The sequence below is a fragment of the Martinezella lusitana genome (genome assembly GCF_014207095.1).
Lineage (GTDB): Bacteria > Pseudomonadota > Alphaproteobacteria > Rhizobiales > Rhizobiaceae > Rhizobium > Rhizobium lusitanum_B.
Window position 1 is genome coordinate 49,401 of the sequence record NZ_JACHBG010000013.1, and the last position, 16,936, is coordinate 66,336.

At 59.3% G+C, this 16,936-nt stretch carries 14 protein-coding genes; 10 read left to right on the forward strand and 4 right to left on the reverse strand.

What is annotated here, in order from left to right:
- Nucleotides 1–54: 54 nt before the first annotated feature.
- The 3 genes from GGD46_RS22515 to GGD46_RS22525 form a co-directional block, all read right to left on the reverse strand.
- A complete protein-coding gene (locus GGD46_RS22515) occupies nt 55–1,590 on the reverse strand; it encodes a sugar ABC transporter ATP-binding protein (protein WP_184708132.1) in 1,536 nt (511 codons plus the stop codon).
- A gap of 73 nt (nt 1,591–1,663) precedes the next feature.
- Nucleotides 1,664–2,659 carry a rhamnose ABC transporter substrate-binding protein gene (rhaS, locus tag GGD46_RS22520; protein ID WP_184708133.1) on the reverse strand — a complete coding sequence of 332 codons (996 nt, stop codon included), beginning with the start codon at nt 2,657–2,659 and terminating at the stop codon, nt 1,664–1,666.
- Nucleotides 2,660–2,712: 53 nt separating this feature from the next.
- Entirely contained in the window at nt 2,713–3,525 is an 813-nt protein-coding gene (locus GGD46_RS22525; protein WP_184708135.1) for a DeoR/GlpR family DNA-binding transcription regulator, read from the reverse strand.
- Between the two features lie 220 nt (nt 3,526–3,745).
- On the opposite strand from GGD46_RS22525, the gene GGD46_RS22530 reads away from it, so the two are divergent.
- From GGD46_RS22530 to GGD46_RS22540, 3 genes are all read left to right on the forward strand, one after another.
- Complete coding sequence (locus GGD46_RS22530; protein ID WP_184708137.1) at nt 3,746–5,842, forward strand: bifunctional rhamnulose-1-phosphate aldolase/short-chain dehydrogenase; 2,097 nt, start codon at nt 3,746–3,748, stop codon at nt 5,840–5,842.
- 64 nt (nt 5,843–5,906) lie between these two features.
- The gene (rhaI, locus tag GGD46_RS22535; protein ID WP_184708139.1) at nt 5,907–7,199 is read left to right on the forward strand and encodes an L-rhamnose catabolism isomerase; all 1,293 of its coding nucleotides are present in this window, start codon (nt 5,907–5,909) and stop codon (nt 7,197–7,199) included.
- Nucleotides 7,200–7,743: 544 nt separating this feature from the next.
- Complete coding sequence (locus GGD46_RS22540) at nt 7,744–8,535, forward strand: HpcH/HpaI aldolase/citrate lyase family protein (protein WP_184708141.1); 792 nt, start codon at nt 7,744–7,746, stop codon at nt 8,533–8,535.
- 152 nt (nt 8,536–8,687) lie between these two features.
- On the opposite strand, the gene GGD46_RS22545 is transcribed toward GGD46_RS22540, so the two are convergent.
- Nucleotides 8,688–8,834, reverse strand: coding sequence for a hypothetical protein (locus GGD46_RS22545; protein WP_184708143.1), 147 nt, complete (start codon nt 8,832–8,834; stop codon nt 8,688–8,690).
- Between the two features lie 232 nt (nt 8,835–9,066).
- Between GGD46_RS22545 and GGD46_RS22550 the strand changes: the two genes are divergently transcribed.
- The 7 genes from GGD46_RS22550 to GGD46_RS22580 all read left to right on the forward strand — a co-directional run bounded on the left by GGD46_RS22550 (nt 9,067) and on the right by GGD46_RS22580 (nt 16,898).
- Complete coding sequence (locus GGD46_RS22550) at nt 9,067–10,128, forward strand: LacI family transcriptional regulator (RefSeq protein WP_246806449.1); 1,062 nt, start codon at nt 9,067–9,069, stop codon at nt 10,126–10,128.
- Between the two features lie 241 nt (nt 10,129–10,369).
- Nucleotides 10,370–11,299 (forward strand): sugar phosphate isomerase/epimerase, encoded by a 930-nt coding sequence (locus GGD46_RS22555; protein ID WP_184708147.1) that lies wholly within the window; start codon nt 10,370–10,372, stop codon nt 11,297–11,299.
- Between the two features lie 12 nt (nt 11,300–11,311).
- Complete coding sequence (locus GGD46_RS22560; protein WP_184708149.1) at nt 11,312–12,433, forward strand: Gfo/Idh/MocA family protein; 1,122 nt, start codon at nt 11,312–11,314, stop codon at nt 12,431–12,433.
- Nucleotides 12,434–12,641: 208 nt separating this feature from the next.
- Entirely contained in the window at nt 12,642–13,889 is a 1,248-nt protein-coding gene (locus GGD46_RS22565; RefSeq protein ID WP_246806447.1) for an ABC transporter substrate-binding protein, read from the forward strand.
- Between the two features lie 73 nt (nt 13,890–13,962).
- A complete protein-coding gene (locus tag GGD46_RS22570) occupies nt 13,963–14,901 on the forward strand; it encodes a carbohydrate ABC transporter permease (protein WP_184708151.1) in 939 nt (312 codons plus the stop codon).
- A gap of 5 nt (nt 14,902–14,906) precedes the next feature.
- Entirely contained in the window at nt 14,907–15,809 is a 903-nt protein-coding gene (locus tag GGD46_RS22575) for a carbohydrate ABC transporter permease (protein WP_210325682.1), read from the forward strand.
- A gap of 3 nt (nt 15,810–15,812) precedes the next feature.
- Nucleotides 15,813–16,898, forward strand: a complete 1,086-nt coding sequence (locus GGD46_RS22580) for an ABC transporter ATP-binding protein (RefSeq protein WP_184708155.1) — start codon at nt 15,813–15,815, stop codon at nt 16,896–16,898.
- The last annotated feature ends 38 nt before the right edge of the window (nt 16,899–16,936 follow it).

The window sequence follows — 16,936 nt, forward strand, 5'->3', positions numbered from 1 at the left end:
GGCAAAAACAAACAGTACGAGCGTTCTGGCAGATCGAAGAAATGCCAGAACGTTCTATGCGTTGCCCGTCGCGGCACGCACCAGAGTTTCCGGCGTCAGCCCCTCGCGCTCGAACAGGCCAGCGGACAGGCCTTCCTTCATGACCAGCACACGATCCGACATGCCGAGGATCTCTGGCAGTTCGGAGGAGATCATGATGATGCTGAGCCCTTCGGCCGCAAGCTCGCTGATGAAGCCGTGGACGGCTGCCTTCGAGCCGATATCGATGCCCTTTGTGGGCTCGTCGAGAATGATGATCTTCGGCTGTGTCGCCAGCCATTTGCCGATGACCACCTTCTGCTGGTTGCCGCCTGAGAGCGTGCCGACGGGCACGGACAGGGCGGCTGCACGAAGATCGAGCCGTTCAGCATATTTCCGGGCGAGGGCGAACTCATTGGCAGCCTTCAGGAAGCCCTTGCGCGAGGTGCGCCCGAGCGACGGCAGCGACATGTTCTGATAGATCGGCATCGGCAGCGCCAAGCCGTGGCGGCCACGCTCTTCCGGCACGTAGACGATGCCCGCGCCGATGGCGTCCTGCGGCGACCGCACCTGGATTTCCTGACCGTCGAGCGTCAGGCGACCTGAGAGCGGCTTGGTGATGCCGAAGAGCGATTGGCAAAGCTCCGAGCGTCCAGCGCCGATCAGGCCGTAGACGCCAAGGATCTCGCCGCGTCGCAGCTTAAAGGAAATGTCGCGGAACTCCGTGCGGTGACAGTATTTCTCCACCTCGAGAACCGTGTCGCCGATGGTGACAGGCATCTTCGGGAAAGCGTCCTTGACGTCGCGACCGACCATCATGCGAACGATCTCGTCCTGTGGCGTTGCTTTCAGATCGCCGTGACCAACGGCACGACCGTCGCGGAAAACGACAAAATTATCGGCGATTTCATAGAGTTCATCGAACTTGTGGCTGATGAACAGAATGGCTTTGCCCTTCGCCTTCAGGCCTTCCACAATACGGAAGAGATCGTCGATCTCCTTGCGCGAAAGTGCGGCGGTGGGCTCGTCCATGATGACGATGCGGGCCTCGATCGACAGGGCGCGCGCGATCGCTACAAGATGGCGTTGCGCAATGGAGAGGTCCTTCAATCGAATTGTCGGATCGATGGCGCTTTCAAGGGATTGAAGAAGCTCCTTCGACCGGCTGTTCATCGTTTTCCAGTCGATGGTGCGCCAGGACGTGCGCGGTGCATGACCGAGGAAGATGTTTTCGGCAACGGTCAGCTCGTCGAAGAGCACCGTCTCCTGATGAATGGCGGTGACGCCCGCATCGATGGCGGCCTGGGCATTGGCGAAAGTTGTCGGCCTGCCATCGACGAGAATTTCTCCCTCGTTCGGACGATAGATGCCGGTCAGGATTTTGACGAGGGTCGATTTGCCCGCGCCGTTCTCGCCGATCAGAGCGGTGACCTTGCCGGGGTAAAGCGAAATGCTGACGCCATCCAGCGCTTTTACGCCGGGGAAGATCTGGGAAATGCCGCGCATTTCCAGGATCGCCTGACTGTTCGCGGCAGGTGCGTCCGCTAGGGGTCGTTGAAGGACTGTGGTCATCAGCAATGTACCGGATCAATGAAGCCAGGTCCGGCGGCTGACGCCGCCGGAGAGGTGCGGATGCTTGTTTCGATCAGAAAACCTTGGAGAACTGATCGATGTTCGAAGCGTTGTAGACGAACGGATCGGCCATGGCGGCTTCGCCGTTTTCGCCAACCTTGATCTTGCCCATACGGCCGGCATTGATCTCGCTGCCCGGCTTGCCGTCGGTCTCGCCCTTGACGAGGCGATAGGCGATCTGCGTTGCGGAATAGCCGAGATCGATCGGGTTCCAGATCGCGAATTCCTTCGTTGCGCCGGACTTGATCGCGCCGGCCATCTCGGACGGCAGGCCAAGACCGGTCACGTAGACCTTGCCGATCTTGCCGGCATCCTTGACGGCCTGCGACGCGGCGAGCACGCCGACGGTGGTCGGAGCAACGATGACCTTGACTTCCGGATGCGAGGTCAGGAGGCCCTGGGCTTCACGATAGCTCTTGTCCGAGAGATCGTCACCATAAACGGTCGTGACGAGGTTGAGACCCGGGAAATCCTTGAGCTGCTTCTTCATCTCGCCGATCCAGATGTTCTGGTTCGTCGACGTTGTTGTCGCAGACAGGATGGCGAAGTCGCCCTTGCCGCCGTCAAGATGATCCTTGGCGAGCGTCAGGCACATCTTGCCGATCAACTCATTGGATGAGGGGTTCAGCTGCAGGATACGGCCGGCCTTGGCAACGCCGGAATCCCAGGAAATGACCTTGATGCCGCGCTGAGTGGCCTTCTTCAGTGCCGGGACGACTGCATCGGGATCGTTTGCGGAAATCGCGATGGCGTCGACGCCCTGCGCGATCAGCGAATTGATCACTTCGATCTGGCCTTCGGCCGTGGTCGAGGTCGGGCCGGTGTAGATCACCTGCACGCCGCCGAGATCCTTGGCAGCTTCCTGGGCGCCCTTGTTGGCGGCTTCGAAGAAGCCGTTGCCCAGCGATTTCACCACGAGACCGATCTTGATGTCCTTTGCACTGGCCGCGCCGGCGAAAAGCGTTGCGGCGAGCGCGACGCCGATCGCCAATTTCTTTGCAATATTCATGTCACTTCCTCCCAAAGTTAATAGGCATGCTCACCCCACCTGAGCCGCGCGTTTCATGCGACCGATGGGGAATCTTCCTCCTCGGCCTCAGCCGAAACATTTGCGATGATGAGCGAAATGCCCGCATCTTCGATCATTCGCACCGTGTCGGCCGAGATGCCGTCATCGGTGATGATGGTCGAGACCTGTTCGAGCGGGCACAGGATCAGGCTTGAGCGCTGACGGAATTTGCTCGAATCCACCATGACGACGAGTTCGTCTGCCTGGCGCATGAGCTTCTGTTCGCTCTGGATGACCAGCGCATCGGCTTCCATGATGCCGAGCGGGCCGACACCCTGCGCACCGATGAACATGCGTCGCGCATAGAAGTTCCGGATGGTGTCGTTATCGAAGGGCGAGAGGATCAGGCTCTGCTCGCGATAGATCGCGCCGCCCGGCACCGTCACCGTGTTCTTCGAATGCTTGATCAGATGTTCTGCAATAGCGAAAGAGTTGGTCATCACCTGCAGCCGGAAGGCCGAGATATAGTGCACGAGCTGGAACGTCGTCGTGCCGCCGTTGATGATGATTGCGTCGCCGGGATTGCAAAGCTCGGCAGCCTTGCGCGCAATTGCGCGTTTCCTATCGATATTGACGGCTTCGGATACGCGGAACGGCCGCGCCGCCAGATTGCCGAGCTGTGGAGGGTGGATCGATTCCGCGCCGCCGCGTACGCGCCGGATCTTTCCCTGTACATGCAGGGCAGCGATATCACGACGTATCGTCGCTTCCGAAGCTTCGGTGAGCTCGGAAATATCCTGAATCGTCACGACAGACTTTTCCTGTACGGCGCTCAGAATAATGCGATGGCGTTCACGTTCGTGCATTGGTTCCTCCGTATTGGCGGTTATTTCGCAAATATGACAATGTGTCAATCACAAACGATCATAATCTTTCATATTGCATCGCAACATTATCGGTTTTGATCGTTTTCGATTGACAAGGTGATGAAGTGTGAGCGATACCCTGCTCACAAAGGGCGGCTCTATCACGATCCGAACCGCCCGAAGGCTTGATCTACAAGACTTGATTTCAAGGGAGGATGACATGGCGGCTGACGTTCAGCTTCTGAAGAACCGTTGGGATGATGCATATGCGGCCGGCCTCGATGAGCCGGGCAAACTGCTGTATCGCTCGAATCTGCTCGGTGCAGACAAGCGTATCACCAACTACGGTGGCGGCAACACGTCGGCCAAGGTCATGGAAACCGATCCGCTTTCTGGCGAAAAGGTCAAGGTACTGTGGGTCAAGGGTTCTGGCGGCGATGTCGGTACCATCAAGCTCGATGGCTTCGCGACGCTCTATCAGGACAAGCTCGATAGCCTGAAGAATATCTATCAGGGTGTTGCAGACGAGGATCGCATGGTCGGCTTCCTGCCGCATTGTACCTTCAATCTGAATGCGCGCGCCGCCTCCATCGATACGCCGTTGCACGGCTTCGTGCGCTTCGCCCATGTCGACCACATGCATCCTGATGCCATCATTGCCATTGCCGCTGCGAAGAATTCGCGTGAACTGACGCGCGAAATTTTTGGCGACGAAATCGGCTGGCTGTCCTGGCGCCGTCCTGGGTTCCAGCTCGGGCTCGATCTTGAAGCCTTCGTCAAGGCGCATCCCAATGCCAAGGGCGTTGTCCTCGAAAGCCATGGCCTCTTCACCTGGGCCGATGACGCCAAGACCTGCTACGAACTGACGCTTGCCATCATCAACAAGGCGATCGAATGGTTTGCCGCCAAGACCGAAGGCAAGACGGTTTTCGGTGGCGCTGTCGTCGAAAGCCTGCCGCTGGCGGAACGCCGTGCCGTCGCCGCCCGGCTGATGCCGGAAATCCGCGGCCGCATCGGCAAGGCCGAGCGCAAGCTCGGCGATTTCGACGATCAGGGCGCCGTACTCGAATTCGTCAATTCGAAGAATCTTCGCCCGCTCGGCGCGCTCGGCACGAGCTGCCCGGATCATTTCCTGCGCACCAAGATCCGCCCGTTGATCGTCGATTTCGATCCGGCAAAGCCCGACGTCGAAGCCGTGATTGCCGGTCTCGACAAGGCACTGGAAGACTATCGCGCCGATTACGCGCGCTACTACAATGATTGCAAGCATGACAACTCGCCTGCCATGCGCGATCCGAACCCGGTGATCTTCCTCGTTCCCGGCGTCGGCATGCTTTCCTTTGCCCGTGACAAGGCGACCGCCCGTATCGCCGGCGAGTTCTACGTCAACGCTATCAACGTCATGCGCGGTTCTTCCACCGTTTCCGAATATCAAGGCCTGCCGGAGCAGGAAGCCTTCGATATCGAATATTGGCTGCTGGAAGAGGCAAAGCTGCAGCGCATGCCCAAGCCGAAAAGCCTTGCCGGGCGCGTCGCCTTTGTGACCGGCGGTGCCGGCGGCATCGGCCGCGCTACCGCTGCTCGCTTGGTGGGCGAGGGCGCCTGCGTCGTTCTGGCTGACATCGACCAGGCAGCACTTGAGGGCACCCAGGCGGATTTTGCAAAAATGTTCGGCGCCGACGCCGTGCGCAGTGTCAAGCTTGATGTGACGAAGGAAGATGCCGTCATTTCCTCCTTCGCGGAGGCGTGCGTCGAGTTCGGTGGTGTCGATATCCTGGTCTCGAATGCTGGGATCGCATCATCTGCGCCGATCGAAAGCACGGAGCTTTCGATGTGGAACCGCAACATGGATATCCTCGCGACAGGTTACTTCCTCGTTTCGCGTGAAGCCTTCCGGCTGTTCCGCCGCCAGAACCTCGGCGGCAACGTCGTCTTCGTCGCGTCGAAGAACGGCCTTGCATCCTCACCGAATGCCGCCGCCTATTGCACGGCGAAAGCCGCAGAAATTCATCTGGCCCGCTGCCTGGCGCTGGAGGGTGCCGAGGCCGGCATCCGAGTGAATACGGTCAATCCAGATGCCGTTCTTCGTGGTTCGAAGATCTGGAACGGCGAATGGCGCGAGCAGCGCGCCGCTTCCTCGAAGATCGAAGTGGACGAACTGGAGGAACATTACCGCAAGCGTTCGATGTTGAAGTTGAATGTCCTGCCCGAGGATATCGCCGAGGCGATCTACTTCCTGGCCTCGGACCTTTCCGCCAAATCAACGGGCAATATCATCAACGTCGATGCCGGCAACGCGCAAAGCTTCACGCGCTGATATCAAGCGGCCCGCGCCGCGGCTGTATTTGCCGGCGCGGGCCTTCATCGTTTGGGAGGAAAGAATGGCCGAGTTTAGAATTGCGCCCGATCTGGTTGCTGCAGAAAACGACAAGCGCGCCGCTGCGTTGAAATCCGATTACGAGGCACTTGGCGCCGCGCTTGCACGACGCGGTGTCGATATCGAAGTTGTCACCCGCAAGGTTTCCGAATTCTTCGTTGCAGTTCCATCCTGGGGTGTCGGCACCGGCGGCACGCGCTTTGCCCGCTTCCCCGGCACAGGCGAGCCGCGTGGCATTTTCGACAAACTCGACGATTGTGCGGTCATTCAGCAGCTCACCCGCGCGACGCCGAAAGTCTCGCTGCATATTCCCTGGGACAAGGCGGATCCGCGCGAGCTCAAGGCGAAGGGCGAGGCGCTTGGCCTCGGCTTCGACGCCATGAACTCCAACACTTTCTCCGACGTGCCGGGTCAGGCGCATTCCTACAAGTTCGGCTCGCTCAGCCACGTCGACGCGGCAACCCGGGCCCAGGCCGTCGAGCACAACATCGAATGCATCGAGATCGGCAAGGCGATCGGCTCGAAAGCGCTGACCGTGTGGGTGGGAGATGGTTCGAACTTCCCCGGACAGACCAATTTCACCAAGGCGTTCGAGCGCTACCTCTCCGCCATGGCCGATATCTATAAGGCGCTGCCTGACGATTGGCGGCTGTTCTCCGAGCACAAGATGTACGAGCCGGCCTTTTATTCGACGGTCGTCCAGGATTGGGGCACCAATTACCTGATTGCGCAGACGCTCGGCCCCAAGGCGCATTGCCTCGTCGATCTCGGCCATCATGCGCCGAATACCAATATCGAGATGATCGTGGCGCGCCTCATCCAGTTCGGCAAGCTTGGTGGCTTCCACTTCAACGACTCGAAGTATGGCGATGACGATCTCGATGCCGGCGCGATCGAGCCCTATCGCCTATTCCTCGTCTTCAACGAACTGGTCGATGCGGAACGGCGTGGGGTCAACGATTTCAACCCGGCTCACATGATCGACCAGTCGCACAATGTCACGGACCCGATCGAAAGCCTGATTTCCAGCGCCAACGAAATCCGCCGTGCCTATGCGCAGGCGCTGATCGTCGATCGCAATGCGCTCGGCGAATATCAGGATGCGAATGACGCGCTGATGGCATCGGAAACACTGAAGCGCGCTTACCGCGCCGATGTCGAACCTATCCTTGCCGAAGCACGCCGCCGGGCCGGTGGCGCCATCGATCCGGTCGCGGCCTATCGTGCGAGCGGCTATCGCGACAAGGTCGCCGCCGAACGTCCGGCATCCGTTGCCGGCGGTGGTGGAATCATCTGATGTTATCGGGTGTCGACTGAAAATGGGGTCGGCACCTATTTGCCTATGGCCGCACCCGTTCGCATGTCTGCGGGTGAACCATCGAGCGCGTTGCCCTTGATCGGTTTTGATCGCTTACAAGCAAAGGGCTGACCCGGCGAGATGATCCCCATGGTTTCGTCTTCATCCGACGCCTCATGGATCCTCCTTGAGCTGAGCACAAGCACACCGGGAAACGCCCCTTCCATCGGCATGCCCGGGGGGCGTCGCGACGATAGGAAGGCTTTGCTTCCTATCGTCGCCAGCGCATCTATGACCTGGCTGAATGCCTAGACGCCAAAGAATTCCGTATGTTTGTCATGTTGGTCTGGCAGATTCCGAATGGATTTTCGGCTTCTTAGCCGCGCCTGGCGGAGGCCAATTTATCGGCTCGTATATGCTGCTTGCTCACTTTCGAGTGGTTCGGCAACGAGAATTGAGTATTGTCGCTCGCAACGGCTCGCCGTGATTTGACGGCGAGGCTGCCTTCAAAGATTGAGCCTGTGTTGATAGGTGAGGAAAGACAATGACGACTGATATTAGCGGTTTTGCCGGACGACTGAAGCGCCGCGAGAGTGGCGGCATGATCTCCGGCTGGGTTGGCATACCCGACCCGATGCTCGTCAATCATCTGGCGCAGGAAGACTTCGATACCGTGGTGCTGGATATGCAGCATGGCATGTGGGACATGACGTCGGCCGCCAACGGCATTGCCTATGTGCGCCTGGCCGGCAAGCCGGCGGTTGCTCGCATTCCCGTCGGCGATTTTGCTGCCGCCTCCAGGCTTCTCGATGCCGGAGCTTCCGCCATCATCGCGCCGATGATCAACTCCGCCGATGACGCGCGCGCCCTGGTAAAGGCGACGAAATATCCCCCGCTCGGCGAGCGCAGCTGGGGACCGTCGCTGGCAATCAATCACTTCGGTCTCCCCGCAGACGAGTATCTGCAGACCGCCAACAGCCTGACCGTCACCATCGCCATGGTGGAAACGCGCACTGCTCTCGACGCGATCGACGAGATCCTTGCAGTTGACGGTATCGACGGCATCTTCGTCGGCCCGTCCGACCTTTCCATCGCGCTTTCGAACGGCGCCCGGCTCGCGCCTGACAGCGCCGCGATCGATCAGGCGCTTGCAACCGCGCTTGCGCGCTGCCGCGCCCACGGCAAGGTGATCTGCGCCTTCGGTGGCGACGGTACCCGCGCCGGAGAATATCTGAAGCTCGGCCTCGATCTCGTCATCGCTGGCACGGAAACAGCGCAGCTAAGGGCAGGTGCACGCACGGCCATTCAGGCTGCGCGCAAGATCGCTGAAGCATAATCGTCAGGTTAACTAGGATGCATGTCTGGAAGAGGTTCCAGGCTTATGTCGATGCGTCCCTTCGGGCTCTGTCGTCACATTCGGATCGGCAGCTCTCAAGAGAGCGCAAGATCCGAATGTTGTACAGATTGCGTGGCGGCGTTAAGCGGCCATCACTTTACCAGTCTTACGTAGCAGGGATTGTAGTCCGCATTGCCACAATCGCCGCGGGCTTTTGCCGGCGTGATTGCATTTTGCGTTGCGATCAGCACGAGCGCGAAGGCAATGACGGTCAATACGGTCTTGGTATACTTATCCATGAATTTCCCCCAATGATAGAATTGTTAACAAAATGCACTTTAAAGGTGCTTTTCTGAATGCTGCCTGAATGGGGCGCCCAAGGTTGCATTCTTATGTAGCGCCGCCGCTATCGGACAGGCTGCTCCAACGGGCATCTACCTCCGACGTTTGGAATCTCAGCGTGTGCTTGCATCGCCGCTTGGCTGCGGGCATTCTCGCGCCGACGTGGCGGAGCGGAATGATTTGTCGAAAATGCATGGATTGGCAGCGGGGCGAAATGTGCGGCGCGAGGCAGGCCAGCGCGTCACTTTGCGCACGGTCGCGACTGCTTTGGGTCTTTCGGTCACGACAGTTAGCCGGGCCCTGAAGGAAGGCCCCGAGGTCAACAAGGAAACGATCGAGCTGGTCAAGCGCGTTGCCGGCGAGCTCGGCTATCGCCCCAATCTCGGCGGCATCAATCTTCGCACCGGCAAAACCCACGCCATCGGCATCGTGTTACCGTTCGGTCGCGAAGGCGAGATGAATATCGTCGTCGCCTCGCTGATCGAAGGCGCCTCGCGCTACATGAAAGCTAGGGGTTATCGCACCACGCTCGTGCCGCAGTCGCAGGCGGACGATCCCCTGACGGGCGTGCGCGATATCGTCGAAGAAGGATCGGTCGACGGCATTATCATAACGCATACGACCCCGCAGGACGATCGTGTCAAATATCTGCTCGAGGTTGGCATACCCTTTGTCACCTTCGGGCGAACAGAACTGTTGAGTGCGCATCCGAGCGTCGATCTCGACCATGAGGTGATCGGCGCCGAAGCGGCGGGCCTGCTTTTGGATGCCGGCCATCACAGGCCGCTGCTGATAGCGCCAAGCAGCCACTTCACCTACAGCCTGCAGTTTATGCGGGGTTGGCACAAGGCCTTTGCCGACCGCCATCTTATTGCCCCTGATGATCTCATCCACTGCACCGCGACAACGCCTGACAATGGGCGCGAGATGGCAAAGCATGTGATTGCGACCAATCCGGAGGCAACTGCGGCATTCGTCGCAAGCGAGGAAGCGGCACTTGGCTTCCTTGCGGGCCTGCGCGACGTCGGGCGAGAGGCCGGCAGGGATTTCGCGCTGATTACCTATGGTGGCACGGCGCTACCCGATTTCTTCAATCCGCCGCTGAGCAGCTTCTACTACTCCAATCATGCGATCGGCGAGCGATTGGCCGCCTTCCTGCATCGCGCGATCGCTGGCGAAGATCCTGCGGACCTGCGCGAAGTGGTCCGTGCCGCCTTCGTAGATCATCAGAGCCAGATCCTTCACGCCTGAATATTTCCATGGCTCGCCACATGAACACGTACAGCGAAACAATTCGTAACGTTACGAATTTCGGAATTTCGTGAATATCATACCTTATCGCCCAGAAAATAGACGATTGACAGCACCTCATTTTCGATGAATCGTAACGTTACGGATCGTTGATTTCGAGCTGGGAGGCTTGTCGACGAGACTATCGGAACATGGCGGAAGCTAGGCCGCAGGCAGGCTCCGCATTCCCAGGGAGGATGACGTGAATAGCGGCTCGCTTTTTTTCGGATCGCCAATTTGGACCTTCAACTGGAACCCGCCGTACCAGGAACCGTTGCGGCGGCTTGCTCGTACCGGCTGCAAGGGTTTCGAGCTCACCGCATGGTCGGTGGACATGCTGAGCTACTACACGCCGCGAACCGTTCATGAGTTGAAGGAGATCGCGGAGGGGGAGGGCTTGGTGCTCACCAACTTCTTCTTCAATCTGCCGTTCAGCCATGCCGCGAATGCCACCGTATCGACCGTCGATCTCGATGGCTACAGGCGTGGAATGGATGTCGCCGCCGCGATAGGTACGCCCATCGTCACCAGCATGACGCCCTATCCGTTTCAGTCCGAGATCAAGCCGATCCTGCAGCGCCCGATCTCGCAGGAATGGGGTGCGGCCGTTGAGCCGCAATGGAACTGGACGGGCGAGTATGATGTGGTGGTGGAGGGTTTCGCTCAGGCATGCGAGATCGCGGCCGCTGCCGGTCTGAAGGTTGCGATCGAGCCGCATCCCTATCGTTGGGTCAGCTCCGGCCAAGCTATGCTGCGCCTGATCGAGCGCACCGGCGCCGCCAACCTCGGGCTTAATTTCGATCCGAGCCATCTCTTCCCCGCCGGCGATATGCCGCATTATGTCGTGCTGGCGCTCGGCAGCCGCATCTTCAACACGCATTTCTCCGACAATGAGGGCCATACGAACGCCCATTGGCGGCCTGGACGGGGCAAGATCGATTGGAAGGCGATCTTCTCCGCACTTCTAGCCATTGGCTATTCGGGGCCGATCACGCTCGAACTGGAGGATGCGCCCGGAGCATCCCATTGGACCCATTTCCGCGAAGCGACGCCGGAATTCGATGACGAGATGCGGCGTGGCATGGCCTATCTGCGCGCCGCAGCCGCCGAGCTTGAGATCACCATTTCGTAAGAGGCAATTCCCATGAATAAAGAGCCCATGAAAGTCGGCATCGTCGGCGCCGGAAATATCAGCGCTACCTACGTCGCGACCCTGCATATGTTCGATTTCATCCGTGTGAAGTCGATCTACGATCTCTATCATGAACCCGCTCGCAAGCTCGCGGAGCAGTTCGGCATCGAGGCCGTTGGGCTGGATGCGATGCTCTCCGATCCGGAGATCGGATTGATCATCAACCTGACGACGCCGGTCTCGCATTATGCCATCAGCAAGAAGGCGCTGCAGGCCGGCAAGCATGTCTATTCGGAAAAGCCGCTTGGCGTGTCTATGGCCGAGGCCGAAGAGTTGATGGCAATCGCGCGTGCAGGCGATCTGCGGCTTGGCTGCGCTCCCGATACCTTCCTTGGCGGAGGCCACCAGCTGACGCGCCGACTGCTGGATGAAGGACGCATCGGCAAAACAATTTCCGCAACGGCCATGCTGCTGCTCCCCGGCCATGAGCACTGGCACCCCAACCCAGCCTTCTTCTATGGTCGCGGCGGCGGCCCGATGCTCGATGTCGGTCCCTACTACGTTACGAACCTCATAGCGCTGCTCGGTCCTGTACGCGAAGTGTTCGGCACGGCAAAGATAACCCGCATCGAACGCACGGTGAAAACCGACCCGCGTCGTGGCGAGACGATCAAGGTTCTGGTGCCGACGCATCTGACTGGGGTTATGGAGTTTCACAGCGGCGCGACGGTCACGATTGCCACAAGCTTCGACGTCATCAGGCACAAGCATAACCAGATCGAGCTTTATGGTTCGGAAGGCTCCATGGTGACGCCGGATCCGAACAACTTCACCGGCAAGGTCGAGATCTTCCGCGATGGCGATGACGCATGGCGTGATATTCCCGTCGATCACCCTTACACTGAAGGCGTACCTGGCCATCTCGGGCTGCGCGGATTGGGGGCAGCTGAGATGGTGGATTCCCTTCGCTCCAGTCGGCCACACAGGGTATCGTCCGAGCTTGCATTTCATGTGCTCGAGGTGATGACTGCCTTTGAGCGATCTGCCCAATCTCGCGGCGTGGTTGCAATTCATAGCAGCTGCGGCCGTCCCGACCCGATACCGCGCACAATTAATGAGGGACGTTTCTCATAGGCTGCGCTATAGGTTGGGAAAATGCAGTCCTTTTGGACTGTGGGCTTGACGAAGGGGCAGTGGCTGAGGAACCATTGCTCGCTTGCTGCAGGGAACGGAGGCTCTGTTGCATCGCTTTGGAGGATCATGAAATTCGGCATCCGATGTCTGGAGACGGCGGCGGCTGAACAGAGGCGTTTGGAGAACGCCGTCAAAGGAGGAGGAACGAATGCGCAAATTGATGATGGCATTGGTCGGCGCTACGGCGCTGGTCGCAGCAAGCGTGACCGGTGCACTGGCCGAGGGCAAGAAGGCCGAAGTCCTGCATTGGTGGACATCCGGCGGCGAAGCCGCCGCAGTCAAGGAACTCGCCAAGGCCTTCAACGCCGCCGGCGGCGAATGGGTGGATACTGCAATTGCCGGATCTGGCTCGACGGCCCGCCCGATCGGCATCAACCGCATCATCGGCGGCAACCCGCCGGCCGCCATGCAGTTCAACACCGGTACGCAGATGAACGATCTCGCCCAGCAGGGCCTGCTGCGGCCGCTCGACGATCTGGCCAAGGAACAGGACTGGAAGTCTGTCCTGACGCCATCCTTCTATCAAGCCATCCAGTATAACGGCCATATCTACGGTGCGCCGATCAACGACCATGGTCAGAACTGGCTGTTCTATTCGAAGCCCGTTTTCGCCAAGGCGGGCGTGACCGCCGAGCCGAAAACCTGGGATGAAATGTTTGCCGCACTCGACAAGATCAAGGCCGCAGGCCTGATTCCTGTTGCTGTCGGCGGCCAGCCCTGGCAGCTGCAGCTGATGTTCAACGCCATCCTGCTTGGCGAAGGTGGCAAGGATCTTTACGGCAAGGTCTGGAAGGATCTCGACACCAGCGCCGTCAAGTCCGACAAGTTCAAGCATGTTGCGGAAGTCTTCGCCAAGTTGCGCAACTATCAGGATACAGGCAGCCCGAACCGCGATTGGAACGTTGCGACCGGCATGCTGATCGACGGCAAGGCCGGCATCCAGTTCATGGGTGACTGGGCCAAGGGTGAATTCATCCATGCCGGCCTCGCCGCCGACAAGGATTTCGGCTGCATCCTCGGACCGGGCGAATCCAACTTCATGATGGGCGGCGACATCTTCGTCTTCCCGGTCCTGAAGGACAAGGCGACAACCGATGCACAGACCCTTTTGGCAACGGTCATCATGTCGAAGGAAGGTCAGGTCGCCTTCAACTCCAAGAAGGGGTCCGTGCCCGTGCGTCTCGACGTCGATACGTCGAAGCTTGATGCCTGCGCACAGAAGGGCTTGACCGCGCTCAAGGATCCGAGCCGCCAGATTCTGACCTCCGACGTGTTGACGCCGCAGGATATCGTCCAGACCGAACAGGACCTTGTCGCCCAGTATTGGACGACCCCGAGCATGACGGCCGACCAGTTCGCCGATCAGTTCGCCAAGGTCATCGAGCAGGCGAAGTAAGCTTCACCGACATCCATGCGGCGGCAGGTTCGCCTGCCGCCGGTTCTCATGAATGCTGAGGAGGAGTGCGCCCATGACCACACCTGAAACAAGCGCCGCTGCCGTCGGCGCGACCGTCGCGCCGAAAGCCGCCACCCGCAGGCGGGTGCATTTCTCGCCTTATTTGGCTCTGCTGCCGGCTTTTGCCATCGTCGTCCTGGCCTATGTCGTGACGGTCGTCTGGAACATCTGGATATCTTTCACCGACAGCAAGGTGCTGCCAGTCAACATTTTTGTCGGCACCAAGCAATATGAGCGACTGTTCGATACGGCGCGCTGGCTGATATCGCTGCAAAATGTCGTGGTTTTCGGCGTCCTCTTCATCGCCGGTTGTCTGATCCTCGGCTTTCTTCTTGCCGTGGCGCTAGACCAGAAGGTGCGCTTCGAAAACACCTTCCGCACGATCTTCCTCTATCCTTTCGCCATGTCCTTCATCGTCACCGGCCTTGTCTGGCAGTGGATCATGAATCCGACGCTTGGGCTGCAGAAGGTCGCCGACAGCATCGGCTTCACCTGGTTCCGCTTCGACTGGATCGTCCAGAGCGACCTCGCCCTCTATGTCATCGTGCTTGCCGGCATCTGGCAGTCTTCAGGGCTTGTCATGGCGATCATGCTGGCGGGATTGCGCGGAATCGACCGCGAGCTCTGGAAGGCCACACGCATTGACGGTATTCCGAGCTGGCGCGTCTACCTCCACATCGTCATCCCGATCCTGAGGCCAACCATCATTACCGCAAGCGTCCTCCTGGCGATTGCCGTCGTCAGGGTTTACGAGCTTGTGCTGGCAACGACCGGCGGCGGACCAGGAATATCGACCGAAGTGCCCGGAAAGTTCATCATGGACTACCTCTTCGGGCGCGGTAACATCGGGCTTGCAACCGGCGCGTCGACCGTGATGTTCATCACTGTGGTCATCCTCGTGACGCCCTGGCTCTACTATGAATATTTCCGCGAAAAGCCGAGGGGGAACTGATGACGATGCCATCTTCCGTCACTGGTGCCATGCAGGGTCCGACCGGCCGCAAGCCACAGCATCTGACCCCGGGGCGTATAGGCCTTTATCTCTTTCTCGCCATTGCGGCGTTGTTCTTCCTGCTGCCGCTTTATGTGATGCTTGTGACATCCTTCAAGTCCATGCCGGAAATCCGGCAGGGCAACATCTTTGCCTTTCCGCAAGCCTGGTCGGCCGATGCCTGGATACAGGCGTGGAGCACCGCCTGTACCGGCCTTGAATGTGGCGGCATCAGCGTCGGCTTCTGGAATTCGGTGAAGATCCTGATCCCGAGCATGATCCTGTCGATCTTCATTTCATCGCTGACCGGCTATGCGCTTTCTTTCTGGCGGGTGAGGGGAGCAAACGTGCTCTTTGCCGTCCTGCTGCTTGGCGCTTTCATCCCTTATCAGGTGTTCATCTATCCTCTGGTGCTGATCTACCGTGATATCGGGATCTATTCGACTTTGCCTTGCATCATCATCACCCATACGGTTTTCGGCCTGCCGGTGCTGACGCTTTTGTTCCGCAACTACTATTCCAGCCTGCCGATGGAGCTGTTCAAGGCTGCGCGCATCGACGGCGCGGGACTATGGCAGATCTTCTTCCGCTTGATGATACCCATGTCGATCCCGATTTTGGTGGTGGCGTCGATCCTGCAGGTGACAGGCATTTGGAACGACTTCCTGTTCGGCGTGGTTTTCGCCGGCCGCGAAAACTTCCCCATGACCGTGCAGCTCAACAACATCGTCAACTCCACCCAGGGTGAGAAGCTCTACAACGTCAACATGGCGGCAACGATCTTGACCGCTCTCATTCCGCTGATCGTCTATTTCGGTTCAGGTCGCTGGTTCGTGCGCGGTATCACCGCGGGTGCAGTCAAGGGATAGTTCATGGCCAATGTTTCCATTCGCGAACTTGCAATCGATTTCGGCAACGTCAACGTTCTGAAATCGCTCAATCTTGAGATAAATTCGGGCGAGTTCATCGTTCTGCTCGGCCCGTCCGGCTGCGGCAAGTCGACCTTGCTCAACGCCATCGCCGGCCTCACGGATATCAGTGATGGGCAGATCTGGATCGGCGACAAGAACGTCACCTGGGAGGAGCCGAAGGATCGCGGCATTGGCATGGTGTTTCAGTCCTACGCGCTCTATCCGACGATGACGGTCGAGGGAAATCTCTCCTTCGGGCTGCGCATCGCCGGCATGCCGAAGGAGGAGATCGCGGAGCGCGTCAATCGCGCTGTACAAATCCTGCAGATCGACCCGTTGCGCAAGCGGCGTCCGGGCGAACTCTCCGGCGGTCAGCGGCAGCGCGTCGCCATCGGGCGCGCGCTGGTGCGCGATGTCGATGTCTTCCTGTTCGACGAACCGCTCTCCAATCTCGATGCCAAGCTTAGAACCGAGTTGCGCGTCGAGTTGAAACGGCTCCACAGTGGCCTCGGCTCGACGATGATCTATGTCACGCACGACCAGATCGAGGCGCTGACCCTGGCGGACCGCATTGCCGTCATGAGCGGCGGGGTGATTCAGCAATTCGCCTCGCCGAAGGAAATCTATCGCCGTCCGGTCAACCGCTTCGTTGCGGGCTTCGTCGGCTCACCTTCCATGAACTTCCTTTCGGGCCAGGTGACGAGCAGCAATGGCATGCCCGCCTTTGCGCTGCCCGATGGCCGCAAGATCGATCTCAACGGTTATGAGTTTTTCGGCACACCCGGCGAAGGCCGGAAGGCAACGCTCGGCGTGCGGCCGGAGCAAATGCAGTTCCAGCCGGCCAGCGATAGGGCCTCAAGCCTGCCGGCGACTTTCACCATCGTCGAGCCGATGGGCTCGGATAACCTGATCTGGGGCCAGGTCGGCAGTGAGACCTTGTCGGTGCGTATCGATGCCGATGAGGAGATCGCGCTCGGCAGCGAGCAGCCGGCCTACTTCCAGCCCGCGCTTGCGTCGTTGTTCGGTGAAGACGGACAGCGTTTATAGCGCGTCACGCTTGCCGCGCGCTCGGAGACGCGCGGCAG